Source organism: Streptomyces sp. SID13031, from assembly GCF_010548305.1.
GTDB lineage: Bacteria > Actinomycetota > Actinomycetes > Propionibacteriales > Kribbellaceae > Kribbella.
On record NZ_JAAGLV010000004.1, the window covers coordinates 431,129 to 455,836 of the forward strand.

Annotated in this window: 19 protein-coding genes; 3 read left to right on the forward strand and 16 right to left on the reverse strand. The window is 66.3% G+C overall.

The features are described 5' to 3' along the window. The first annotated feature begins 25 nt into the window (after nt 1-25). The gene (locus G3I17_RS11840; protein WP_164596006.1) at nt 26-277 is read left to right on the forward strand and encodes a phosphopantetheine-binding protein; all 252 of its coding nucleotides are present in this window, start codon (nt 26-28) and stop codon (nt 275-277) included. Between the two features lie 99 nt (nt 278-376). Here the strand turns inward: G3I17_RS11840 and G3I17_RS11845 are convergent, their stop codons facing one another. From G3I17_RS11845 to G3I17_RS11900, 12 genes are all read right to left on the reverse strand, one after another. After that, nucleotides 377-2,227: a siderophore-interacting protein gene (locus G3I17_RS11845; protein WP_164596007.1), complete on the reverse strand. Its 1,851-nt coding sequence runs from the start codon at nt 2,225-2,227 to the stop codon at nt 377-379. A gap of 50 nt (nt 2,228-2,277) precedes the next feature. Then, nucleotides 2,278-9,792: an amino acid adenylation domain-containing protein gene (locus G3I17_RS11850; protein ID WP_343238269.1), complete on the reverse strand. Its 7,515-nt coding sequence runs from the start codon at nt 9,790-9,792 to the stop codon at nt 2,278-2,280. After that, a complete protein-coding gene (locus tag G3I17_RS11855; RefSeq protein WP_164596070.1) occupies nt 9,752-10,585 on the reverse strand; it encodes an ABC transporter ATP-binding protein in 834 nt (277 codons plus the stop codon). The genes G3I17_RS11850 and G3I17_RS11855 overlap by 41 nt, the downstream gene beginning before the upstream one ends. Nucleotides 10,586-10,635: 50 nt before the next feature. After that, nucleotides 10,636-11,682: an iron chelate uptake ABC transporter family permease subunit gene (locus tag G3I17_RS11860; RefSeq protein WP_164596009.1), complete on the reverse strand. Its 1,047-nt coding sequence runs from the start codon at nt 11,680-11,682 to the stop codon at nt 10,636-10,638. 59 nt (nt 11,683-11,741) lie between these two features. Next, nucleotides 11,742-12,788: an iron chelate uptake ABC transporter family permease subunit gene (locus G3I17_RS11865; protein ID WP_343238270.1), complete on the reverse strand. Its 1,047-nt coding sequence runs from the start codon at nt 12,786-12,788 to the stop codon at nt 11,742-11,744. Then, on the reverse strand, nt 12,785-13,774 hold the full coding sequence (locus G3I17_RS11870) for an ABC transporter substrate-binding protein (RefSeq protein WP_164596010.1): 990 nt from the start codon (nt 13,772-13,774) through the stop codon (nt 12,785-12,787). Before G3I17_RS11870 ends, G3I17_RS11865 begins: the two co-directional genes overlap by 4 nt. 41 nt (nt 13,775-13,815) lie before the next feature. Then, nucleotides 13,816-14,235 carry a siderophore-interacting protein gene (locus G3I17_RS11875; RefSeq protein ID WP_203590027.1) on the reverse strand — a complete coding sequence of 140 codons (420 nt, stop codon included), beginning with the start codon at nt 14,233-14,235 and terminating at the stop codon, nt 13,816-13,818. 406 nt (nt 14,236-14,641) lie between these two features. Further along, nucleotides 14,642-14,974, reverse strand: coding sequence for a hypothetical protein (locus G3I17_RS11880; protein ID WP_164596011.1), 333 nt, complete (start codon nt 14,972-14,974; stop codon nt 14,642-14,644). 77 nt (nt 14,975-15,051) lie between these two features. Then, on the reverse strand, nt 15,052-15,399 hold the full coding sequence (locus tag G3I17_RS40665; protein ID WP_164596012.1) for an STAS domain-containing protein: 348 nt from the start codon (nt 15,397-15,399) through the stop codon (nt 15,052-15,054). Further along, nucleotides 15,396-17,120, reverse strand: coding sequence for a SulP family inorganic anion transporter (locus tag G3I17_RS11890; RefSeq protein ID WP_164596013.1), 1,725 nt, complete (start codon nt 17,118-17,120; stop codon nt 15,396-15,398). The genes G3I17_RS40665 and G3I17_RS11890 overlap by 4 nt, the downstream gene beginning before the upstream one ends. Next, entirely contained in the window at nt 17,117-17,470 is a 354-nt protein-coding gene (locus G3I17_RS11895; protein ID WP_239062401.1) for a metalloregulator ArsR/SmtB family transcription factor, read from the reverse strand. Before G3I17_RS11895 ends, G3I17_RS11890 begins: the two co-directional genes overlap by 4 nt. Beyond that, nucleotides 17,467-17,652, reverse strand: a complete 186-nt coding sequence (locus G3I17_RS11900; protein WP_164596073.1) for a hypothetical protein — start codon at nt 17,650-17,652, stop codon at nt 17,467-17,469. The genes G3I17_RS11895 and G3I17_RS11900 overlap by 4 nt, the downstream gene beginning before the upstream one ends. Before the next feature lie 272 nt (nt 17,653-17,924). On the opposite strand from G3I17_RS11900, the gene gap reads away from it, so the two are divergent. Both gap and G3I17_RS11910 read left to right on the forward strand, forming a co-directional pair. Beyond that, nucleotides 17,925-18,956 (forward strand): type I glyceraldehyde-3-phosphate dehydrogenase, encoded by a 1,032-nt coding sequence (gene gap / locus G3I17_RS11905; RefSeq protein ID WP_164596014.1) that lies wholly within the window; start codon nt 17,925-17,927, stop codon nt 18,954-18,956. After that, nucleotides 18,956-19,477, forward strand: a complete 522-nt coding sequence (locus tag G3I17_RS11910; protein ID WP_164596015.1) for a PEP/pyruvate-binding domain-containing protein — start codon at nt 18,956-18,958, stop codon at nt 19,475-19,477. Before gap ends, G3I17_RS11910 begins: the two co-directional genes overlap by 1 nt. A 191-nt stretch (nt 19,478-19,668) precedes the next feature. On the opposite strand, the gene G3I17_RS11915 is transcribed toward G3I17_RS11910, so the two are convergent. The 4 genes from G3I17_RS11915 to pflA form a co-directional block, all read right to left on the reverse strand. Beyond that, nucleotides 19,669-20,655 (reverse strand): hypothetical protein, encoded by a 987-nt coding sequence (locus tag G3I17_RS11915; RefSeq protein WP_164596016.1) that lies wholly within the window; start codon nt 20,653-20,655, stop codon nt 19,669-19,671. Further along, nucleotides 20,652-21,149 (reverse strand): hypothetical protein, encoded by a 498-nt coding sequence (locus tag G3I17_RS11920; RefSeq protein WP_164596017.1) that lies wholly within the window; start codon nt 21,147-21,149, stop codon nt 20,652-20,654. Before G3I17_RS11920 ends, G3I17_RS11915 begins: the two co-directional genes overlap by 4 nt. A gap of 1 nt (nt 21,150) precedes the next feature. Continuing rightward, a complete protein-coding gene (ppdK, locus tag G3I17_RS11925) occupies nt 21,151-23,865 on the reverse strand; it encodes a pyruvate, phosphate dikinase (protein ID WP_164596018.1) in 2,715 nt (904 codons plus the stop codon). Between the two features lie 84 nt (nt 23,866-23,949). After that, entirely contained in the window at nt 23,950-24,708 is a 759-nt protein-coding gene (gene pflA, locus G3I17_RS11930) for a pyruvate formate-lyase-activating protein (protein WP_164596019.1), read from the reverse strand.

Genomic DNA, 24,708 nt, shown 5'->3' on the forward strand with positions numbered 1-24,708 from the left:
GGCAAGCAATGAATGAGGAGTTCTGATGAGTCTCAGCACCGAGCAATTGATCGCCGACGTCGCCGACGTGTTGTATCTCGAACCCGCGGCGATCGACTACGAGTTGAGCCTCCGCGACCAGGGGATGGACTCGGTGCGTCTGATGGACCTGGTGGAGCGGTGGCGCACCGCGGGAGTCGAAGGGATCGACTTCATCACCCTGGCCGAGGACTCGAGACTGGGCCACTGGATCGAGGTCATGGACAAGCTCCAAGCTGGTGGCGAAGTGGCTTCATGACCCTGCGGTAGACGCACGACGGCCGACGTCCACGAGGGCGGCGGCCGTGTGGTCGACGCCGTCGTACTGCTCGCGCAGCCGCGGGCCCACAATCTCAGGTCACGGTGCCAGCACACGCAACGTATTACCCCACCCCACGAGCGGCGTCGCGATCACTGTCAATCCGGCGCCGGCAATGACCGCCTCGAGTTCGTCCTCGGTGCGGTATCCGGATCCGTGGAGTGTCAACCGCATGATGTCGAGCTCTGCGTCGTGTTCGTCCAGCTCATCGAGATCGAAAGTGTCCTCGACCAACAGCACCCGGCCACCGGGGCTCAGGCTCGCAGCGGCCTGCTGAAGGATGAACCTCGCCTCTGGGTCACGATGCTGCCCGAGCGTGTCGATGATCAGTACGACGTCCGCAGGTTCGGTCTTTTCGAACACCGACTGCTCAACAATCCGGATCCGGTCGCGGCTCGTCGCATCCGTAATGCTGATCGGAATATCCCGGCGGAACCAGTCCGCCGCGGTAGGGAGCGCCACGATGGTCACCCTCGCTTCCGGATGTCCCGCAGTGAGGTAGTCGGCGTGGACCCCTGCAGCAGCTCCGTGGACAACTACCGTGCCGACGCCCTCGAGCACGGGCGACTTCGCGAGCGGCTCGGCGAGTACCTGCGCGAACCGGGACTTGTTCTCCAGACGCTTGTGCTCAAAGGTCACATCGCTGCGGAGGGCGTCCCAATCTTTGCCGGTCACCGACTCCAGCACCGGACGATCATCGCGGACCGCCGCTTCGAGGCCGTAGAAGGCCTGTGACATACGGAAGTCGGCCCCGCCGGAAACCAGGTGATCGAGCACGGCCTCGTCGGTCAGAAACTCGCCGGTCTCAGTGAGTTTGTATTCATCGCCAACTTGTTCCAGGAGTTCGATCGCCTGGAGGTACCGCAAGAACTTCGCCAGGGAGCGTTCTTTTGCGCCGGTGTGCTGTGCGAGCGCGGGCACGGTGCGCACTCCGCGGCTGATGCAGTCGGCGATCCCGAGATTCGCGGCCGCCCGAATAGCCAGCGGCGGAAGCAACTCGGACATCTCATGGAATTTCTCGAAGGCCTCGTCGTTGCGCTCGAGGTCCGGCATGGCGGGGTCTTCGTCCGACGCCACCACCTCTGCGCGCCGCCAGTAGCCGGTGAAGTCGATGTCGGACTTGTCGACACCGCGCTCCTCAATGAGATACCGCCGCAGATCACGGACCACGGCCTGTTCCCCGGCGAGCCAAGCGAACACAGACCCCTCTTGCCGGCCGCCCTCGCGTACTGCCTGCAGCAGCAACGGCTTTGTCCCCGGCACCTGTCCGTCCCGCACGACCCAGGTCACCTCGACACCGGGACGTGCTGGGAGCTCGATCCGGTGAGCCTCCTCAGCCACCTCGATGTAGACCTCGGCCTGTGCTTCGTCGGGTAGTTCCTCGAGTAACCGGTCGATCGCCGGGATGGCCGTATCGTCACCGGCAATGAGGAACCGGTCGTAACCCTCGGGCCACCCGCTCGAGACCGACGGTCCCCCGACGTGGAGGCGATCGCCGGGGTTCGCCCGGTACGCCCACGTGGTCGCGACGCCGACACCATGTTTCACGAAGTCGATGTCGAGCTCGCGAGCCTGCGAGTCGTAACGTCGTACCGTGTAGACCCGCCACAGCGCCGGCGGGTCGGTCGGCCACCTGTACTTGCCGTCCTTGTAGACCGGGACCACCGGCTCGCTTTCGCCGGGGTACGGGAAGATCAACCGGACACTGTCGTCGAAACCGCGGCTGGCGAACTCGGGGAACGTCGTACCGTCGCTTCCGGTGAACGATCCCAGCTGGTCACCGGTCAGGGTCACCCGGCGCAGCCCGGGAGTGACGTCGACAACCCGCGCCACCTCCAACTCCCGCAGGGCGATGTTGTGTACGACGGTGGGGCGGGCGCGACGCGGCACGGCGACTCCTCATCGAGCAGGTCAGAAGCAAATCCTTAGCATTGCCTAACCTAACAAATTTCCGCTGCAAGAGCTTCTCGGAGCTCGGTGGCTACTTTTTCCGCGAAGCCGAGGACAGCGATTGTGGTTCTGTCCGGGGCGAGGTGATATCGGATCACCGCGCGATACAGCTGCTCGGTGCCTTCTGGGGTTGGTGATCCGCTGTCCGGCCCATAGACCCGCGTGAGGATCACCGCGGGGGAGGGGTTACGCCGCAATGCTCTGCGTCCGGCCTTGTTGTGGTAGCGCAGCAGCGCCAGCTCGGCGGTTCTGGTCGGCTCGGCCTCGTCGAGAGCGATGGTGGCGGCCGCGGTGAACGGACCGACTGACATCGTGCTGTTGCCGGGAATCAGCGGGACGTCTTCGTCGACCACGCCGCCGATCAGTCGTGCGATTCCTGTTGAGTGGAGCGCGTTGCGGATGGCTTTGCTGACGACGTCTTCGGTCAGGGAGCTGTCCCAGCAGAAGGCGGAGACGGTGCCGGCAGCAAAGGTGGGGTCGTCGATCCTCTGTGTTCGGGCGAGGAGGCCCTTCCAGCGATCGAGGCCGTCCGTAGCAACCGCCTCGCCGGCTGCTTCGATGGCTTCGAGCGCAGGGACGAGCGCTGGTGGGCGGGACACTTCTGCTACGCCGGACACGGACTGCTGAAGTGCCTCCGCCAGCCGGTGCAGCGAGGCTCGGTCGACGGTTCCCGCGTGGACGGCGAGCACTGCAACCGTTTGTTCGGCGTTGTGTGCGTAGGCGAGGGCAGCCGGGCGGCCGGCCGAGATATCAAGGAGATCAACGGCGGCCGACCTGATTGCGTCAACGTTGGTGTTTGTCTCGGCCGTCAAATCCACAGTCTGGGGCTGGACCGTCTCCGGAGGTAGGAGGTAGGTGAACCAGAGTCGCCGGCTGGTCGCGTCAACTGATAGGCGAAGCGCGTCCGTGGTAGCGACGAGTGAGCGGAAAGACGAGACGACCGATTCGCTCGTCGACTGCGCGGGCAAGCTGATGGGCTCAGTAAAGACGTACTCATCGGGTGCAGTGTCCATCTCGCGTAAGCGCTCGAGGGCAGCAGGCGTTGGGACAAGAACCGGCTCGGCCGAAATGGCGCCGTGCGTCGACGGCGCAAGCAGCGCAGCGAGGGCGCCGACAGTACGCCGCACGAACACATCAGACAGCTTGAACGTCAGCTTGTGCTCACGAGCGTAGGCAACGAGTCGTGCCGCGGAAATGCTGTCGCCACCCAGGCGGAAGAAGTCGTTGTCCACGCCGAGGTCGATGTCGTCGCTGAGGTGCAGTACGTCGCGGAAGACGCCGGCGAGGGCGATCTCGGTGTCGGTCTCGGGTGGCCGGCCATCGGTTGTGCCTGCGGCCAGGTTCGGTTGTGGCAGCGCGTTGCGGTCCAGTTTCCCGTTCGCCGTCACCGGGAATCCGTCCAGGCGTGTGAACGTTGCGGGCACCATATAGTCCGGCAGCGACTGGGCGAGGTGCTCGCGGAGTGCGTCGAACAGCACTGCATCCTCGGCGTTCGCGGTGCCGGCAGTGGTCACGTATGCCGCGAGGTACTGTCCGCCGGCCGGGTGATCCAAGGTGACGACTGCCGCACCCGATACCCCTGGATACTGCTCGAGGACCGCGCGGATTTCGCCAAGCTCGATCCGGTATCCGCGGATTTTCACCTGATCGTCGCTGCGGCCGAGGTACTCCAACTGCCCCTCGGAGTTCCACTGCACGACATCGCCTGTGCGATACAACCGCGTACCGTCGGCACTGAACGGATCAGCCACGAAGCGACCGGCGGTCAAGCCCGCGCGAGCCACATATCCATCGGCGAGTTGCACCCCACCCAGATAGAGCTCACCCGCCACACCGACCGGCACCGGACGCAACCAGGCATCAAGAACACGCGTCGTCGTATTCGCCACCGGAACACCGATCGGCACCCCCGCCGCATCGACAAGCTCGGCCTGAACCACCGGGTGAGCGGTCACATCCACAGCCGCCTCCGTCGGCCCGTAGAGGTTGTGCAGGTCCGCGTTCTCGAACAGCGCAACGGCACCGGCCGCGGGTGACACGGGTAATGCCTCGCCTGAGCAGAACACTCGGCGTACCGAAGCCACCGACGCTCGGTCCGGGGCCGAGGTGAGGAAGGCCTGCAGCATCGACGGCACAAAATGAGTGACCGTCACTGCGCGACGATCAATGACTTCGAGCAGATACTGTGGATCCTTGTGTCCGCCGTCCTGCGCCACGATCACCACTGCGCCGGTAACCAGCGGTAAGAAGAATTCCCACACCGACACGTCGAACGTGAACGGGGTCTTCAACAGCACCCGATCCGGCGTACCGATCTGGTAGACATCACGCATCCACCACAGCCGGTTGACTATTGCCTGGTGGTTGATCTGAACGCCTTTGGGGCGTCCGGTGGTGCCGGAAGTGAAGATCACGTACGCCGCATCCGTCGGGAGCAGCGGACGCAAGAACCGCGGTGGGTCGATCACGCCGGCACCGAGGTGTTGCTGCACGAATTCGTCGTCGATGAACAGGGTGTTCACCGGATGATCGGTGAGCACGTGATGATGAACACCGGCGGTGTGCCGGTCTGTGATCACCGCACGTGGTTCGGCGTCCGCAAGGATGTACTTGACGCGTTCGGCGGGATAGCCGGGGTCGATCGGCACATACGCCGCCCCGGCCCGGATCACCCCAGCCAAAGCGACCACCAGATCGGCCGAGCGCGGCAGTGCGACCGCGACCCGATCCCCGACCCGCACGCCCTCCGCAACGAGGAGGTGGGCGAGAGCGTTGACCCGCGCATCAAGTTCGCCATAGGTCAGTTCAGTGCCGTCATCGGCGATGACCGCGACCGCGTCCGGGCTCGCCGCGACCTGCCGGCGTACCAACTCGTCAAGAGTCGCCTCGGGAAGATCGAGCGCCTCACCACACGACCACGCATCGAGTTGTTGCAACTCCGGTGCGAGCAACAGGTCCAGATCACCGACCCGCGCCTCTGGACCAGTAGCGATTGCCTCCAGCACCGACTTGAAGACGACAACGAACCGCTCAGCAGTAGCGCCATCGAACAGCTCGGTCGCGTAAGCGAGTTTCCCGCTCAGCTCGTTGAGCGAATCGAAGATGTCAAGGTCGAGATCGGTCTTGACCGCGCCGACCGCCGCGGGAGTCGGTGTCGTCTTGACATTCCCGATCTGCAGGCCGCCCGCGCGGCGGCTTTCGATGACGCGGTGGGTGAGCATGATCTGGAAGAGGGGGTTACGGCCAACGGATCGCTCGGTGCCCAGCGCACGGGTGATTTCTTCGAAGGGCGCGGCCTGGTGCTCGAACCCGCCGAGCACCGTTCGTTTGGTGTTCTGCAGAACGTCGGCGATCGAGTCACCGGCGTGGAACCGATGGCGGATCGGCAGTGTGTTCACGAAGTATCCGACCAGGTCTTCCAGGCCGTCCTCGGTGCGTCCACCGACCGGTGAACCGATCACCACGTCCGCACCGGCGCCCAGCGCCGAGACGGTCAACGCGGTCGCGGCCTGGAGAGTCATGAACATGGACACGCCCTGCTCATCCGCAGCCTGTCGCAGGCCGGTCACCACCTGTGGATCGATGGTGAACCGTAGATCCGCACCGCGGTGGGTCGGTGCCACCGGTCGGGCCCGGTCCGGAGTGATCGCGGACTCCTCGGGCGCATCCGCGAGGACGTCACGCCAATAGGCCAGATGCTGGGAAAGCAGTGAACCCGAATCCGACGCCGCACCCAGGACGTCGCGTTGCCAGATCGCGTAGTCCGCGTACTGCGCCCGCAATGGCAGCCATCCCGGCTCCTGCCCCGCGGCCCGCGCCTGATAAGCGGTCGACAGGTCGCCCAGTAGCGACGGAAACGACCATTCATCCACTGCGTGGTGATGTACCGCGACAACGAGCGCCCAGTCGTTATCGCCGGTGCGTAGCAGCGCGACACGGATCGGGAGATCGACCGCGAGATCGAACCCGGCCTGCACCACCGCGCTCACCCGCGCATCGACGCCGGCAGCATCCACGCTCGTGACATCCTCAACGAGCAGAGAGAGCCGGTCGGCCGCGTCATTCGCTGGAATGACGACCTGACGTAGCGTGCCGTCCTTCTCCACCAGGAGTGTGCGCAGCGCCTCGTGACGAGAAACCACATCCCGTACCGCCGTGATCAGAACATCAGGGTCCAGATCGCCGTGCAAACGCAGCACCACCGGCACCACATACCGCCCACCCGGCCCACCCAACTGATCGATCAGCCACAGGGCTTGTTGTCCGTAGGAGACGGGTAGCACGGCGGGGCGTGGTAGTTCACCGACTCGTGTTCGGGATTCCGCGGTGGTGGTGGTTGTGGTGGTGTTGTCGGCGATGTGGGCGAGTTGGTTGATGCGGGGGTGGTCGAAGACATCGCGGAGTGTCAGTGCGGCGCCGAGCAGTGCGTTGGCTCGTGCGACGACTCGTGTCGCTAGTAGTGAGTGTCCGCCGAGGCGGAAGAAGTCGTTGTCGACGCCGAGGTCGGTGTTGTTGTCGAGGTGGAGTACGTCGCGGAAGATGCCGGCGAGGGCGATCTCGGTGTCGGTTTCGGGTGGCCGGCCGTCCGCTACATCTGCGGTCAGGTCTGGTTGCGGCAGTGCGTGGCGATCCAGTTTCCCGTTGGCCGTGACCGGAAATCGGTCCAGGCGCATGAACGTTGTGGGCACCATGTAGTCGGGTAGCGATCGTGCGAGATGCGCGCGGAGCGCGTCGAACAGCACCGCATCCTCAGTGCTGGTCGTGGTGACGTATGCGGCGAGGTGTTTTCCGCCGGCCGGGTGATCCAGAGCGGCGATTGCGGCACCTGATACGTCTGGGTGTTGTTCGAGGACGGCGCGGATTTCGGCGGGCTCGATGCGGTGTCCGCGTATTTTGACTTGGTCGTCGCTGCGGCCGAGGTATTCCAGTTGTCCTTGTGGGTTCCACCGGACCATGTCGCCGGTGCGATACAACCGTGCGCCGTCGTCGCTGAACGGGTCGGCGACGAATCGGTCGGCGGTCTGGCCTGCGCGTGCGACGTATCCGTCCGCGAGTTGCACCCCACCGAGGTAGAGCTCTCCAGTCACTCCGGCCGGTACTGGACGCAACCACGCGTCGAGAACGCGCGTCGTCGTATTTGCCACCGGAGCACCGATCGGGGGGTTGTCGGTGATGACGGCCGCTGTTGCATCGCCGGTGACTTCGGTGGATCCGTAGAAGTTGTGCAGTTCTGCTTGTGGTGCAGCGATTCGCATCGTGTTCGCGGTGCTCTGGGTGAGCGCTTCACCGGAAGAAATCCAGTACCGGACCGAGGCCAGCGCTGAGATTGCGTCATCGTGTCGGACGAGGACGTCGGCCAGGCTGGGCACGGTCAGCAAGTGTGTGACGTGGTGTCGGGCGATCGTGTCCAGCAGAGCGGCTGGGTCTTGGGCGGTCTCTGCTGGCACGACCACGATTCGGGTGCCGGCGATCATCGGCCCGAACAGTTCGGTCATGGCGTCGACGAAACCTATGCCGCTCTTCGACAGCGCCACACTGTCCGGCTTGTAGTCCAGCACTTGCTGACCCCATGCGAGGCGGTTCGCGAGCGCGCGGTGCGTGAGGGCGACTCCTTTCGGGATGCCTGTCGTGCCGGATGTGAAGATCACGACGGCCGCGTCGAGGTCGTTCAATGGCCGGGCTGGAACGGAGGTGGTTTTCTGGCCGGTGGCCAGGTGTAGCTGTACTTCGTGGTCGTCGATCCTGAGTACTGGTGCGAGATAGTCGCCCAGTACTTGTTGATGTGTTTCGGTGATGTGGTGGTCTGTGATCACCACGCTGGGTGTGGCGTCGTCGAGGATGTGTTTGATGCGTTCGGTGGGGTATCCCGGGTCGATCGGCACGTAGGCCGCTCCGGCCCGGATGACTCCGGTAAGTGCTACCACCAGGTCGACCGAGCGTGTCATAGCGACTGCGACCCGGTCTCCGACCTGCACGCCCTCTTCAATGAGGAGATGGGCGAGAGCGTTGACCCGCGCATCAAGTTCGCCATAGGTAAGTTCGGTGCCGTCATCGGCGACGACCGCGACCATGTCCGGGCTCGCTGTTACCTGCCGGCGTACCAGCGCATCAACAGTCGCCCCGGGAACATCGAGCGTCTCGCCTTGCGGCCACGACGGATCGGGTGTGAGTCCGGTGCTCAGTTCGTGCAGGGTCTGGGCCGGAGACCCGTCAAGGGCAGCGTTGAGGAAGTCGCTGAACTGTTGGGCGTGCAGGAGTGGGTCGCTGGTATCGGAGCCTGCGGAGATCTCTAGCCGGATTCCGGTCTCCGGGTTGCGGTAGATCGCGAGGTCGAGTGATCCGACGGGGCCGGTGCTGATTGTTTCGGGGATCGCGTCAATGTCGCCTAGGCGCGGTGTTGATTCGAAGAGTCTGATGTTGATCGTGGGGAGCGTGAGGTATGAGGCCTGGCCGCCCGGCCATGAGCGGGCGATCTGGTGGTCTTCGACGGTTGTGTGGCGCCGCGAGGTCTTCAACTGGTCTGCGACGACATCGAGGACATCGGCGAAGGTTTGGTATGGGTTGATCTCGGCGACCACCGGGATTGCTCTTGAGATCGCGCTGGGTGTTTTCAGTGATTCGCGGTCGTCTCGCAGCATGAGGGGAACGCGGACGGCTACGTAGTCGCGGCTGTCGGCCAGGGCGGTGTAAACGCCCCAGAGGGCGATCAGGGAATCAGTCCAGGAAACCCGGGCAGTGCGAGCGAACTGCTGGACCTTCGAATAGGTGTCGTCGGGTGTCGGGACGACAACTGGGTGGCTTGAGGAGACGAAGACTCCGGAAAGGTCTTCCGCGCTCTCGTGGCCGGCGCTTTCGATCCCGAGGATGCCGCTCCAATATGCGACACCTTCTTCGGTGCTGGAATCGCCGTGCTCCGTGACGTTTTTCAGGGTGCCGAACCAGCGGTCCGGGACCGGATCGCCTGCTTGTGCTGCGGAGTAGACCTCGGCGACGCGGCGGATGAAGAGGGAAATGCTGTAGCCGTCGACGAGGAGGATGTTGGTGACAAGGATCCATGCCCAGGTCCCGTCGTTGCGACGGACCAGAGTCGAAGACGTCGTCGGCTCACCGGTAGTGGCGGGTGCTCCGGTGAGTTGTTCGCGGGCCATCGCCCGGATCTGATCGTCGTCATGGCCCGCATCGACGATCTCTGTCGACAGCGTGGTCGCGGTGTCGACGTACTGGAAAGGGACGCCGTCGTCGTCGCTGAAACGTACCCGTAGCGCATCGGTCTCGGAGAAAACAGCACTGACCGAGGACGCGAACACGGCCGGATCGACCGAACCGTCCAGCCAGATCAGTTGACCCGCACAAAACACCGAAGACTCGGGAGCAAGGCTGCGTGCTACCCAGTTGCCTCGCTGGCTCGCAGTCAACTCCACACGGTCAAAAGCCGTCAACGGAAGCACACCCACTTCTCTTGAGTCATCTCGGTTCGGTTGGGGGCGCCGCCGGTGGGCGTTCACGGCCCAAGGGCACCACTGACGGGGTACCGGCGACCGGATCGGGTACGACGAGGCAGCGCAGTCCGAAGACCTCGTGCACGAGGTCGGCGGTCACGATCTCAGCCGGCGGGCCTTCGGCGACGACATGGCCCTCTTTCATGGCGATCAGGTGGGTGCCATAGCGGGCGGCCTGGTTGAGGTCGTGCAGCACGGCGACCAGGGTGTGGCCGACGTGGTGCAGGTCGGTGAACAGTTCCATCAGTTCGATCTGATGGGTGATGTCGAGGAAGGTGGTCGGCTCGTCGAGCAGCATGATGTCGGTGTGCTGCGCGAGCGCCATGGCCACCCACACCCGCTGCCGCTGACCACCCGACAACTCGTCCACCAGACGGCCGGACAGGTCGGTGACCGCAGTTTGGTCCATCGCCCGTACTACGGCCTGCTCGTCGGCCTGGGTCCACTGCCGGGCGAACCCCTGATGCGGATACCGGCCCCGGGCCACCAGGTCGGCCACAGTGATGCCGTCGGGGGCGATGGAGCTCTGCGGCAGCAGCCCGACCCGCCGCGCCACCTCCTTGGTCTTGAAGGAGTTGATGTCGGCGCCATCGAGAACGACCTGCCCGGCCGACGGTTTCAGCAGCCGGGAAAGGCCGCGGAGCAGGGTGGACTTGCCGCACGCGTTCGGACCCACGATCACTGTGAACGACTCGTCGGGGATCGCCACGGACAGTTCGCGGGAGATGACGCGTTTGTCGTAGCCGATCGTCGCCGACTCCACGTGGAGTCGTGAGCCGCTGGGGGACGGAGTGGACATGGGTGCGTCTCCCGCTGCCGCAAGACCGTTGATGGTGCTGGCGTGGGTGCTCACAGGCGTCTCCTGGCTTCGGTGATCAGCAGCCAGCCGAGGTAGCCACCGCCGAGCATGACGGTGATGATGCCGACCGGCAACGGGGTTGGGGCGACGTGCTGGGCGAGGTAGTCAGCCGTCAGACAGAGCAGTGCGCCGACCAAGGCGGCGGGAGCGAGGGTGATCCCCGCGCTGCGGGTGAGCCGGCGTCCGATCTGCGGCGCGACCAGGGAGATGAACGCGATCGGGCCCGAGGCGGCGGTGACCGTCGCCGTCAATGCCACCCCCAGCACGATCAGCCCGAGACGAGCCGCTGATACCCGCACTCCCTGGGCGGCGGCCGCATCGTCACCGAGCTCCAGCTGCCGCATCGACCGGCTCGACAGGGCAGCCAGCAGCAGGAGTGCGGCGATGCAAGCGCCGCCGGTGACGACCTGGGGCCAAGAGACGCCGTTGAGCGACCCGGCACCCCAGGTCGCGGCGGCCATCGCCTCATCCAGATCGGCTTTGAGGATCAGCCAGGTGTTGGTCGAACCGAGCATCGCCGAGATGCCGATGCCTACGATGATCAGCCGGAACCCCTGCACGCCTCGCCGGTAGGCGAGCAGGTACACGGCGACGGCCGTAGCGATTCCGCCGACCAGCGCTCCGCCGACCAACTGCCAGTAGGTGCCGTTGACAAGCAGGATCACGATCAGCGCCCCGGTGTAGGAGCCCTGGGAGAACCCGATGATGCCGGGGTCGGCGAGCGGGTTGCGCAGCGTCGACTGAAAGACCGCCCCGCTCACCCCCAGCGCGGCGCCGAACACCAGCGCCGCTACCACGCGGGGCAGCCGCCACTCGACCACGATGTCGTGGACGAGCCCGGTCGTCCCACCGGTCAGCGAGGAGACCACCTGTCCTGGACTGAGCTGGTACGAGCCGGTCATCAGGGCGAGCACAGCCATACAGGCGACCGCCAGTGCGAGGACCGAGCAGACGATGACCGAGCGCCACTCGAACCGCACCGCGACCCTCCGGCGCCGCAGCACCAGCACCCGCCGCCCGAAGTCCACGCGACGCATTTCCGGCGACCAGGCAGTCCGGGAGGAACCAGCGTGCGGATCGAGTCCACTGCGCGCGCTCACAGCCCGCTCGCCTTCTTCTGCCGCACCAGCGCGATGAGCACGGGGGCGCCGACGAAGGCGGTGACGATGCCCACGGGGATCTCGCCGGGCCGCATCACGACCCGCCCGAGAATGTCGGAGGCCAGCAGCAGACTCGGGGCCAGCAGCACGCTGTAGGCGAAGATCCAGCGCTGGTTCGGGCCGACGATCCAGCGCGCGACGTGCGGCACCATCAGGCCGACGAAGCCGATGGGCCCGGCGATCGCGGTGGCGCCGCCGGCGAGCAGGGTCAGCGCGATGATCGCGAGGACCCGGGTGCGGACCAGCCGGACGCCTTGGGCGACGGCCAGCTCGTCGCCGAGGGCCATGGCGTTGAGCGGGCCGGACACCGCGAAGGCCAAGAGGAGCGCGATCGCGAAGAACGGCAGGATCGGCCACACCAGGTCGAGCGGGCGGCTCACAATCGAACCGGCGTTCCACGATCGCATCGCGTCGAAGGCGTCCGGGTTGGTCAGCTCGAGGGCCGAACCAGCACCACCGAGCACCGCGCCGACGCAGACCCCGGCGAGAACCATCATCACCGGCGACTGGCCGCGTCGGGTCGACCCGAGGGCGAGCACCATCAGGGTGACGATCAGCGCTCCGGCGAAGGCGAACCACATGTAGCTCTGAATGTCGCGGACTCCGAGCAGCCCCACGGCGACCGTCACCGCGAAGGAGGCGCCCGCGTTCACTCCGAGGATGCCCGGATCGGCCAGCGGATTGCGGGTCAGCGCCTGGATCAACGCCCCTCCGACCCCCAGTGCCGTGCCCACGACCAGCCCGACGACGGTGCGCGGCAGCCGGAAGTCCCGGATCGCGAACTGATCGATGTTGTCCGAGGGATGGAACAGGGCATCCCACACCACAGCGGGCGTGATGGCCGTCGACCCGATCATCACGCTCGCCACCAGTAACGCCAGCAGCACGATGAGCGCGACGACCAGGCCGATCAGACGACGACGCGATCCGGACACCCTGACGGTGCCCGGATCGGTGGGTCGTTGCAGGGCGAGGTCAGTCACTTCTTGGCGGGGAGGGTCGCCAGTGCTTTGTCGAGCGAGTCGAGGTACCGCAGTACGGCACCGTAGGAGTTGTTGCCGGGGCAGAAGACGCCGAGCGCACGACCGGTGTTCACGGCCGGCAGCGCCTTCCAGGTGTTGGTGTCGGCCACCGGCGCGAAGACCGCTGTCGGCTGGCCCTTGGAATCGGCGGGGTAGGTGATCACGTCGTACTGGGAAAGCTTCGCGAGCTGCTCGAAAGGCAAGGACGCGTAGGCCAACGGGTCCTTGCCGGCGGCCGCCTTGGGGAAGTTCAGGCCGACGTCGTTCTGGGCGATCTCGACGCACCCGATGTCGCCGATGACGTACGTCCCGGGATCGGAGTTCGCGTAGCGGTCGAGATTGACGAACTTGGTGTTCTTGATGAGGTCCGAGTACGTCTGCTTCATCTTGGCGACGTGTCCCTCGAAGTCCGCCTTCTGTTGGCTGAGCGTAGCTGTCACGTTGCCGGCCTCCGCGAGCCCCTCGGCGAGTGCCTTCCACTCGGTGTCGAGCCCCCAGAAGACTGTCGGGGCGATCGTCCCGAGTTGTTTCTCGATCTTCTTGAACTCGGTATCGGGAATCTGGACCAGGATGAGGTCCGGCTTGAGGCTGGCGACCTTTTCGAGGTCCACCTCGTCACCGAGGTTCGTGGCCTTCTCGAACGTTGCTCGCTGCTCCGGCGGCAACAAGCTGAGTTCGGACTCGGCCACCCCGGTGACGCCCACCGGCGCGCCACCCATGTCGATGAGCGGCAGGTCCGTGTTGCCGATCGTGACGACCCGCTGCGGGTCGGCGGGGATCGTGATGTCGCCGTTGCCGGCCTTGACGGTGCGGGTCTTGGCGGCGTTGTCGCCAGTCTTGTCGCCGGCGTTGTCGTCGGAGCTCCCGCAGGCCGTGAGGACGAGCGCGATGCTCAGGACCGCGGCGGTCAGGGCCGCGCCGCGCCGTCTCAGGGGTGTCGTGGTCATGGGTGTGCTCTTCCTCTTCTTCTTCAGGTGGGAACGGGAGGTCAGTGGGTGCCGGCGGGTACGAGTTCGTGGACGGTGGTGCCCATCCGACGGTGTGTGTGGTTGACGCCGTGCCTGACGAAGTCCACGTCCAGCTCGCCGGCCTCGGGGTCCCAGCGACGCACCGTGTAGACCTTCGACAGGGGCCGGGGGTTCCTCGGCAGGTCTACGCCCTTCTCCGGCTGCACCGGCAGCACCGGCTCGGCATGGCCGGGGTAACGGAACACCAGACGGATGTCGTCATCGAATCCAGGGGAGTCGAAGGCCGGCTGCGGGAAGCCGTTCGCCGAGGTGAACTCGCGGAGCTGCTCGCCGCTCAGCGTGACCCTCCGCATACCCGGTGTCAGGTCCATCACCCGAACGACCTCGACCTCCCGCAGGGTCAGGGGGTGCACCGTGAGACGGCGCGAGGTCTTCGGCATGCTGAGAGCGGGCCTTTCCGATCTTCTTCCGGTGATGAGGCCGCACTCCATCGACGCAGGGACCCGGGATCATATTAGGTAACCCTTACCTAAAAAGCTAGCTGTAACACCGGCGGACGGTCGCAGGTTCAAATTCTGCCCCCGCTACTTTTGAAGGCCCGGACCAACAGGTCCGGGCCTTCGTTTTGCGTTGGACAACCGTGGTTCCCCACGCCCGCGCCTCCCTTCGCGCCTGCGTCGCGCGCTCGCCGCCAGCTCGCACCCGCCCTGGTACGAGGCCTCCTCCGTCGCCCGCTCATGCGACGGCACCCCGATCGCCGGGCGCCCCAAATTCCGGGCCAACCAGCGTTGCGGCAACGATCCCGACAGCCGTCTCGGGTTCAGCGTCAGCGTCGGCGGTGGTTGGCTAGAAGACGTAGAAGGCTGAGATCGCCATCGGGAGGATGCCGAGGATGAGCCATGGTGAGAGTGGGCGTCGGCCGTGGATGAGTAGGACGCTTGTCGCGGTGGCCAGGCCGGTGACGCCGCACATCACCCACAGGCCGACCCCGGAGGAGTGTTTGGCGTGCTCGAGGTGTGGGCTGTAGGCGGCCAGCGCGAGGGTTGGTGATCCGCCGATGTGGATGAAGATGACGGATGCGACCCAGCGCTGGACAGTGTCGATCTTCAGGCCCTTTCGCCGCGACGGGTCGCTGCGCCACTTCGAGTGTGAAGCGTTCGGCATGGAGTCCTGGTTCATGGCTCGGTCCCGGCATCGGAGAGGTTGAAGCTTTCTGGACATCGCCGGGAACACGACCCCGGACTTTCCTGATCTTGTCAATCTGGGCCGCGGACCTGGATGTGGTGCATTCCGGCTGTCCGGGGTAGCCGGCGGCGCTGCGCCCTGGTGGCGATGATCCGTAGTTCGGTTTGCCTGGCGGCGAGGTGGGCTGCGGTGCTCGCAATGATCGCGATTGCGGTGTGGTCGAGGCTGGTGACGCCGAGAAGGTCCAGCTGGAATCTGGACGAGTCTTCGCCGGCACACGGCTTTAGCTGCTTGGCGAGCCGTACGGCGTACGGCCAGTTGAGGGGGCCCTTGATCTCGACGATTGTCCAGTCGCCGACCTGGCGGCGGGTGATGGTAGGCGCGGTGTGCTGATTGGTGTTGTTGCCCGCGAGCGTCACGAGTTACTGCTTGGGGCAGCGATGTCAGGTTCTGCCGTGGTGTGGTGCAGGATGCCGTTGCTGTGCAGGTGGGCGCGGGCGGCGTGGATGGCGTCGGGTGTGTTGGGGAAGACGTGGCCGGCGGCGTGGAGTTGGGTGATGACGTCGAGCGCGGCGAGCGGCCGGTTGTGGCCGGGGCGGATGCCGGAGATGAGGACGGTCATACCGCGGCGCTGGAGTTTCTGGATGGCGTCTTTGAGGACGAGGGCGCCGCTGGCGTCGATCGCGCTGACGGCTGACATCCGCAAGATGACAACGGAGACGGTGGCGACCTCGGACAGTTCGAGGAGGAAGCGGTGGGCGGCGAAGAGCAGGGGGCCGTCGATGCGGTAGGCAACGATGTGCTGGTCCAGCAGGGCGCGTTCTTCGGTGGTGTGGTCGCCGGGCAAGTCGGGATGGAGCGGCATCTGGCGCAGGGTGGCGCTGCGGGCGACCGCTCGGAGCGCCAGCGCTCCGGCCACGATCAGGCCCAGGATGACGGCCTTGACCAGGTCGAGGGCCAAGGTGGCGATCGCGGTGAGGGCCAACACGATGGCGTCGGAGCGGGTGGCGCGCGCCATTGCCAGCACGGAGCCGACCTCGACCATCCGAATGGCTGTGGCCAGCAGTACGCCGGCCAGGGCCGCGACGGGGATCCTTTCGACCAGGGGTGCGGCGGTGTAGATGAGCGCTGCGAGGACTGCGGCGTGGATCAGCGCGGCCAGGCGTGAACTGGCTCCGGACCGGACGTTGACCGCGGTCCGGGCGATCGCGCCGGTGGCAGGTACGCCGCCGAACATCGGGGCGACGAGGTTGGCGATGCCTTGGCCGAACAGTTCGCGGTCTGGGTCGTGGCGGTGGCTGACGCCCATGCCGTCGGCGACTGCTGCCGACAGCAACGATTCCAGTGCCGCCAGCGCCGCGACGGCAAGCGCCGCCCCGGCCAGCGATGACAGCGCTGACACGTCGATGAACGACAGAGACGGGGCGGCGAGCCCGGAGGGCAGCGATCCGATCCGGGCGATGTCGAGGCCGGCCAGTTCGGTCGCGACGGTCGCGACGACGACCGCAAGGATGGAGAACGGCACGGCCGGGCGGAGCCGTCCACCGGCCAGGATGGCGACCGCGACGAGGGCCGCGGTCGCGGCTGCGGCCCACTGCGGGTGCGTGGCGAAGGCCGCCACGGAACGGGCGGCGACAACGGCGACCTGATCGCCGTCGGGTGGGTGGACACCGAGGGCGGTTGGTATCTGCTGCAGGCCGATGACGGCCGCGATCCCGAGGGTGAACCCCTCGACGACGGGGGCGGGGACGAACGCCATGTAGCGGCCTGCTTTGGCGATGGCCAGGCCGATGAGGATGAGCCCGGCCATGAGTCCGACGGTCAGCACCCCGGCGGCGCCGTGGGTGTGCATGATCGGCACCAACACGACGGTCATCGCGCCGGTCGGGCCGGAGACCTGCAGGTTCGAGCCACCGAACGCCGCAGCCAGCGCGCCGGCGATCACTGCGGTGGTGAGCCCGGCCGCGGCGCCCAGGCCGGACGAGATACCGAAACCCAAGGCGAGCGGCAACGCGACGATCGCGACAGTCAGTCCGGCGATCAGGTCGCGGCGGGGCTGGTGCAGCATCGCGGCCAGGTCGTCGCGGGCAGGGAGCAGCGACCGTGTCCGTTGCCAGACACGCGACGACGAACGGCTCATCGAGTCGTGGCCTCGGCCTCGCGAAGCTCCGCGAGCAACTCACCTTGGGTCGTGATCAAGGTCGTCAGGATCCGGCGAGCGGTGCGCAGCAACTCGGCGACATCACCACTGGCGATCTCGTAGACCACGCTCGATCCGTCCCGACGGGACACCACGATTCCGTGCCGGCGCAGCACGGCGAGCTGCTGCGACAAGCTCGACGGCTCGATCGCGATCTCGGCCAGCAGGTCACGTACCGGTCGCGGACCGCCCTGCAGGAGCTCCAGCACCCGGATCCGCACCGGGTGGCCGAGCATCCGGAAAAACTCTGCCTTGGCCTGATACAGCGGAACCATCGCCGTACTGCTCATCGCTCACCACGCTGGTCGGCCGCAGCGGTTTGAGCGGTGCTGACGTCGACGCCGTTTTCCATCGCGCTCCTCAACAGACTGTCGAGCTCGCCCGTGCGTACGTCGACCGCGTAGAAGTCACCCTCGGACCGGGCCTGATCCAACGCCTGCCGCGCCTCATGCACGCGGCGTCGCAGGTCCATCGCAAACTCACCCTCGCCCACGAGCAGCCTCCACATCGTCTGATGACTTCATCATGTATTGAATTGCAAACTTTTGCAAGTCAGCAAGTAGGGGGAGTAGTCGCCTCGGCCGTCATGCGCGTCGAGCGGGACTCGAAGTGGTCCCTCGTCCCTGCTACTGAGGACCTTCGGCACTGATCGTCCGGCCGCCCGGGGGCTGGAATGAAGAACTGTAGAGACGCTCGAACGGCGTCCCGTTCAGCGAAGTGCCGTTGCGGCCGAGGAGACAAGAGATGACTGTCAGAGTAGGGATCAACGGGTTCGGGCGGATCGGGCGGGACTTCCTCCGAGGTGCGCTGGAGCGTGGCACGGAGGTTGTCGAGGTGGTGGCGATCAACGACATCGCCGACCCGGCCACGCTGGCGAACCTGCTGCAGTACGACTCGACGTACGGGGTGCTGCCGGAACGCGTCGGACACACTGCTGACAGCATCACCGTCGGCGGAAAGACGATCCGGGTGACCGCGGAACGGGACCCTGCAGCGCTGGACTGGCGCGGGGCCGGCGTGGACATCGTGATCGAGTCGACCGGGCGGTTCCGTACGCGTGAGGCAGCCGCCGCGCACCTCGATGCGGGCGCTCGCAAGGTACTGCTGTCGTCTCCGGGCAAGGGCGTCGACGCGACGCTGGTGCTCGGCGTGAACGAGGACACCTACAACCCGGCCGAGCACCACATTATTTCGAACGCTTCCTGCACGACGAACTGCGTCGCGCCGATGGTTTCCGTGCTGCATCGGGCCTTCGGGATCGAGCACGGCCTGATGACCACGATCCACAGCTACACCAACGACCAGGTGACCCTGGATTCGCCGCACAAGGATCTGCGGCGTGGGCGTTCGGCCGCGGTGAACATGATCCCGACCAGTACCGGCGCCGCGAAGGCCGTCGGCCAGGTCATCCCTGAGCTGGCAGGCAAGATCGACGGCATCTCGGTCCGGGTCCCGCTCGAGGACGGTTCACTCACCGATCTGGTGGTGTCCTTGGCCGAGCCGGTCACGGTTGAGCAGGTGAACGAGGCCTTCGCCGACGCGGCATCGGGCTATCTGAAGGGCCTGCTGCGGTACAACGAGGACCCGATCGTGTCCCACGACATCATCGGCGACCCGTCATCATGCATCTTCGACGCGCCCCTGACGCAGGCGAACGGCAACCTCATCAAGGTCTTCGGCTGGTACGACAACGAGTGGGGTTACACCAGCCGTCTCCTCGACCTGACCGAGCTGGTCGCCCGGGGACTCAGCGCGCCGGCTGGAGCAGTGTCGTGATGGCTGACTCGCCGTACGTCCACTGGGAGACCGCACGGGCAGGCTTCACGACGACCGACGCCGCGTACCGCGAGTTCGTCCGGGCGGCCAGGCTGCGTCCGTTGATCGCGACCCAGATCCGTCGGCTTCGCGAGGGAGCTGACCTCGTCGCTGTCGGAGCGTTCATCCGTACTGCGTTCTTCGACGCGGCGGTCGCCCCTGGCGTGGCCGATGCGATCGCACAGGGGTACCACGAGCTCGGCGGACCCGAGGCCGAGTTGACCGTGGGCTGTGTCGCGGCCGACGAATTACTCGACGAGTTCCTGACCGGTCCCCAGGAGATCTTCTTCCACGTCAAGGGTGACCACACTCTGCTGGCTGCCTGCAAACGCTGCTGGGGTTCGGCTTTCACAGACCGGGCCATCCTCTACCGAGAGGTCCGCGGGATCGATCACCTGTCGGTCACCCCTTGGGTCGGCCTCGAGTTGACGGCGGCGGCGGTGCCCGACTGCGAACCCGTCCTGATCAGTGCTGCGCCGTGAAGGCGATGATGACGGGGTAGCGGGGCGGCCCAGGACGCCTTAGCCCGCCCATCGTGCGGCTGGCCTTCACACGCCGGTCGGGGTGTGAAAAGCCGGCCGCCACGGCACTAGGAGTTCGGCTGAGGAGCGACTGCGACCCCTTGCGGGGCGCTCCCCAGTACTACGACCCGTAGTCGGAGTTGGTGGAGACGTCAGTGCCACTCTGTGACGGTTTGCGGCCAGGAGCGGCGTGGTGTGTCGGTGCCTTCCTCGGCGGGAAAGCCGAAGCGGAGGATCAGCTGGGGACGGATGTCGCTGCCGACCAGTTCCTGCACCTGGGATCGCAGCTGGGTGTACTCGAGCGCCTGGTTGAGGAACGATGCCGCCAGGTCGCACGACGTCGCGGTGAGCAGTGCGTGTTGTAGCGCCATTCCGGCCCGGAGCCATTCGGAGGGCCGATCGCCTGGCGTGGTGAGGATGCCGATCAGCGGTTGATGCTCGAATGCGGCGGTCCCGCGATCGGACCGCTCGAAGCCGGCCGACAGATCACGGACCATCGCCGCGCTGGTGGGCAGTGAGCCCAGGGCTTCCACTGGTACCCCGTCCACGACGCGCTCGCCGCCGACCCATTGCTCCCGCTCGGTCAGGCGATCCTCGTCGTGCAGGTCCAGGTCGTCGGCGAGTCTCAGAATGCTTTCCAGCCGCTGGTTTCCGGCCTGGCTCAGCCAGCTCAGGTCGGCTCCCTCGCAGCGGGCTGCCGCGACGACGAGCTGGCATACCGTTGCCGGGATTCTGATCGGTGTCATCGGCCCGCGATAGGTATGGCGCCGGCCGAGTTCGCCGTACAGCCTCGCCAGCGGTGGAGCCGGGGTCTGCCGGCTGCCGAGGAAGACTCGGGTGACGATGTCCTGCCGGTCCGGATCGGGCTCGGTCGCGAACGTGGTGTCGTAGCCGAGCGTCGCGGCGGCCACGCGGAGGTTGAAGGTGGCGGCGCCCAGGCCGATCAGGATCAGCCGGCCTGACCGGTCCTCGGCCGGCAGGCTGCGGTCGGCGTCGAGAATCACGTCGATCACCGGACCGTTGATCTCGAAACGCCACGGTTGGGTGTTGTGCATCGACGGCGCGGTGCCGGCCGCGCGGATCAGGAAACCGACTTCGTCTCGGTCGAGCAGCGGCTCGGTGGCTCTGGTCGTGGTCATCGGGGCTCCCTTTCGGCGGCATGGACCGCTGTGGTGGTGCGTTGTTCGGACTGCTCCGTCGTCGGGTGGACGGACAACCTTGGGATCTCGAACTCGCGGCCGAAGCGCAGGACGACCTTGCCCAGGGCTCGCAGGGCAGCGAGGGTCTCGACAGCGCGCAGTTCCAGCTGGGCTGTCTGCCCGCGCCTGATCAGATCGAGCCGAAGCTCCTCCAGCCGGTCGACCAACTGCGTGACCTCATCGGTGATGACCGCGCTGTAGACCCTCAGCGCTGCGGGCGCCTCGCTGTCCGGGATCGCCGGCTGGCTCAGGGCGCCATCGGCCATGGTCCGGGGGAGTACTTCGCGCCGATAGATGGAGGCGGTCCGCTGCAGTGTGTACAGAAGCTTCTCCGGTTCAGTCCAGCCTTCGCCGGTGTACTCGTCCTCGAGCGCCGCGAGCTCCCGCTCCCAGCGGGCGAGCTCGGTCCGCAGTGGATCTCCAGGTCTGGCCATGTCAGCGGGTGTCGCTGGTCGTTGATCGGGCTGCGATCGCGGCCCGGCCGGCCTCGAGTCGGGCTACCGGAATGCGAAAGGGCGAGCAGGAGACGTAGTCGAGACCTGCCTGGGCGAAGAATGCGATCGAGTCCGGGTCTCCACCGTGTTCCCCGCAGACGCCGATGACGAGGTCGGGATTGGCCTTGCGCCCTTCGTCCACCGCGAGCTGGACCAGCCTGCCGACGCCAGAACGGTCGAGCGATTCGAACGGTGACACCGCGAAGATGCCGGCGTCGAGGTAGCGGGGGAAGACAGATGCCTCTACGTCGTCTCGGCTGAAGGCCCAGGTCAGCTGGGTGAGGTCGTTGGTCCCGAAGGAGAAGAAGTCGGCGTGGCGGGCGATGCTCGCCGCGCTGAGAGCAGCTCGTGGAACCTCGATCATCGTCCCGATCCGCGCGGTGACGGCGCCGCCCGTCTCCGCCGAGACCTCGGCGAGAACCCGCTCGATCTCGGCCCGGACCAGCACCATCTCCTGGTCACTGGCCACGAGCGGCACCATGATCTCGGGCCGGACGTCCACCCCCTCGGAACTCACCCTGGCTGCAGCCTCGGCGATGGCCCGGGTCTGCATGGCGAACAGGCCGGGGATCGCGATGCCCAGCCGTACGCCGCGGAGTCCCAGCATCGGGTTGGTCTCGTGGATCCGCCGTACCGCGCCGAGCAGCCGTTCGGTGTCGGCGTCGTGCTCACCGTGATCCTTGGCGAGCGCAACCTGTACGGACAGGGTGGTCAGGTCGGGGAGGAACTCGTGAAGTGGAGGGTCGATGAGCCGGATGGTGACCGGCAGGCCGTCCATCGAACGGAAGATCTCGGTGAAGTCGGCTCGCTGCAGTGGCTGCAGTTCATCCAGAGCGGCCTGCTGTTCGGCCGGCCCCTCGGCGAGGATCAGGCGCTCCACGAATTGCCGCCGCGCGCCGAGGAACAGGTGTTCGGTGCGGCACAGGCCGATGCCTTCCGCGCCGAACCGGCGGGCGCGCTGGGCGTCCGTCGGAGTGTCCGCGTTGGCGTGCACACCGAGCGTGCGTCGCTGGTCCGCGTGGCGAAGGATCCGGTCGACCGACTTGACGACCTCCTGGGCGCCCTCGAGGTCCGCACTGCTTTCGAAGTACTCGACGACGGGTGAGGCGACGACCGGAACCTCGCCGCGGTAGACCACACCGGTCAGGCCGTCCAGCGACAGCAGATCGCCTTCGCGGATGACGACCTGACCGGGTGCGGTGGCCATACGTTCTTCGACGTCGACCACCAGCTGTTCCGCGCCGCACACACAGGGCTTTCCCATGCCGCGGGCAACGACTGCGGCATGGGAGGTCTTTCCACCGCGCGTCGTGAGGATGCCTTTCGAGGCGATCATGCCCGGCAGATCGTCGGGGTTCGTCTCACGCCGGATCAGGATCACCGGCCGTCCCTTGCTCGCGAATCGCTGGGCGGCGTCCGAGTCGAAGGCCGCGACTCCGACGGCTGCGCCAGGCGAGGCTCCGACTCCGCTGACCAGCACCGGCTGGTCGTGATCGGCGGCGAAGCGAGGGAACATCAGCTGCCCGAGCTGCGCGCCGGTCACCCGCAGCAGAGCTTCGTCGAGAGTGATGACACCTTCGTCGACGAGCTGCGTTGCGATCCGGAACGCTGCCGCGGCGGTCCGCTTGCCTACCCGGGTCTGGAGGATCCACAGCCGGCCGCGCTCGATGGTGAACTCGATATCGCACAAATCCTGATAGTGGTGCTCAAGGGTGGCCATCACGGTCACCAGCTGTGCATAGTTCGCCGGGTCGATGATCTCGAGCTGCGCCAGGGGAACCGTGTTGCGTACGCCGGCGACCACGTCCTCGCCCTGGGCGTTCTGCAGGTAGTCGCCGTAGACGCCGGTCGCTCCCGAACCCGGGTCGCGGGTGAAAGCGACGCCGGTACCGGAATCGCCGCCACGGTTCCCGAAGACCATCGCCATCACGTTGACCGCCGTACCCAGGTCGTCGGCGATGTGTTCCTGCCGTCGGTAGAGCGTGGCGCGTGCGGTCGACCACGAGCTGAACACCGCACGGACGGCGTGATCGAGCTGCACGAGCGGATCTTGGGGGAAGGCGCTGCCGGAGTGTTCGGCGATGACGCGCTTCAAGAGTTCGCAGGTCCGCTCGATCGCGGCGGCAGGGAGGTCTTCTGGTGTGCTGACACCCCATTCGGCGAACTCGGCTGCCAGGGCCGGCTGCAGCACAGCGTCGGGGAGATCGAGAACCGTCCGTGCGTACATCTGCAACAGACGCCGATAGGAGTCCCAGGCGAAGTGGTCGTCACCGGACTGCTTGGCCAGGCCGTGGACCGACTCGTCGTTCAGCCCGATGTCGAGGATCGTCTCCATCATGCCCGGCATCGAGAACCTGGCGCCCGAGCGGACGGAGACCAGCAGCGGATCGTCACGGTCACCGAGCCGGCGGTCCAGCACGTTCTCCAGCCGGTGAAGATGGTCGGAGATCTCCTCGGCCAGCCCAGCTGGGGTGTCACCGGTGGCCAGGTAGGTTTTGCAGGCTGTGGTGGCGATGGTGAAGCCTGGTGGCACCGGTAGCCCGATGCGGGTCATCTCGGCGAGGTTCGCCCCCTTGCCACCGAGCAGGTCCTTCTGGTCCATGTTTCCATCGGCGAAGTCGAAGACGTAGTTGATGGTCTCCTGGGTGTGTGTCATGGCGAACAACTTCCCTTCGGCGTACAAGCCCCACTGGTCTGGGTGGGCGGAGTCGGGCGTCCTGGGTGATGGTGGGTTGGGCTTTCAGGTCACCTGAAGCCCGCGGGCGGTGAAGATGGCTCGGACGGCCGCTGTCTGATCGAGCGTGGGCACCGGCCGATCGATCAGGGGGAAGGCGATCCCCAGTGCCTCGTACTTCGGCAGCGCGAGTTTGTGGAACGGGAGCACGTCGACCCGTTCGACAGTGCCGAGGTCTGCGACGAAGTCGGCCAGTGCCTCGACTTCGTCGGCCTTGTCGTTGATGCCGGGAACCTGGACGAAGCGGATCCACACCCGGCGTTCGAGCCTGGCCAGGCGCTGGGCGAAGCGAAGGGTAGGCGCCAGGTCGCCGCCGCCGGTGATCCGGGTGTAGGTGTGCGGCGCGAACGCCTTGATGTCGAGCAGGACCAGGTCGGTGTCCAGGAGCAGTTGGTCCGACGCTCGTGCGCCGAGCGCTCCGGAAGTGTCGAGCGCCGTGCTCACCCCGGCTTCGGCGCAGGCGCGCAGGACGGCCGCGGCGAATCGCGGTTGCAGGAGTGGTTCGCCGCCGGACAGCGTCACACCGCCGCCCGTCCGGGAGAAGACGTGCTGGTAGCGGTGGACCTTGGCCATCACCGCGGCGACCGACGTCCGCGCGCCGTCGCGTTCCTGCCAGGTATCGGGGTTCTGGCAGTAGAGGCAACGCAACGGGCAACCGGCCAGGAACAGCACGAGCCTGGTACCGGGACCGTCCACACCGGAAGAGAGATCCCACGAATGGAGAGCACCGGACGCTGTGGCCAGCCTTTCCTCAGTACTGTTCAT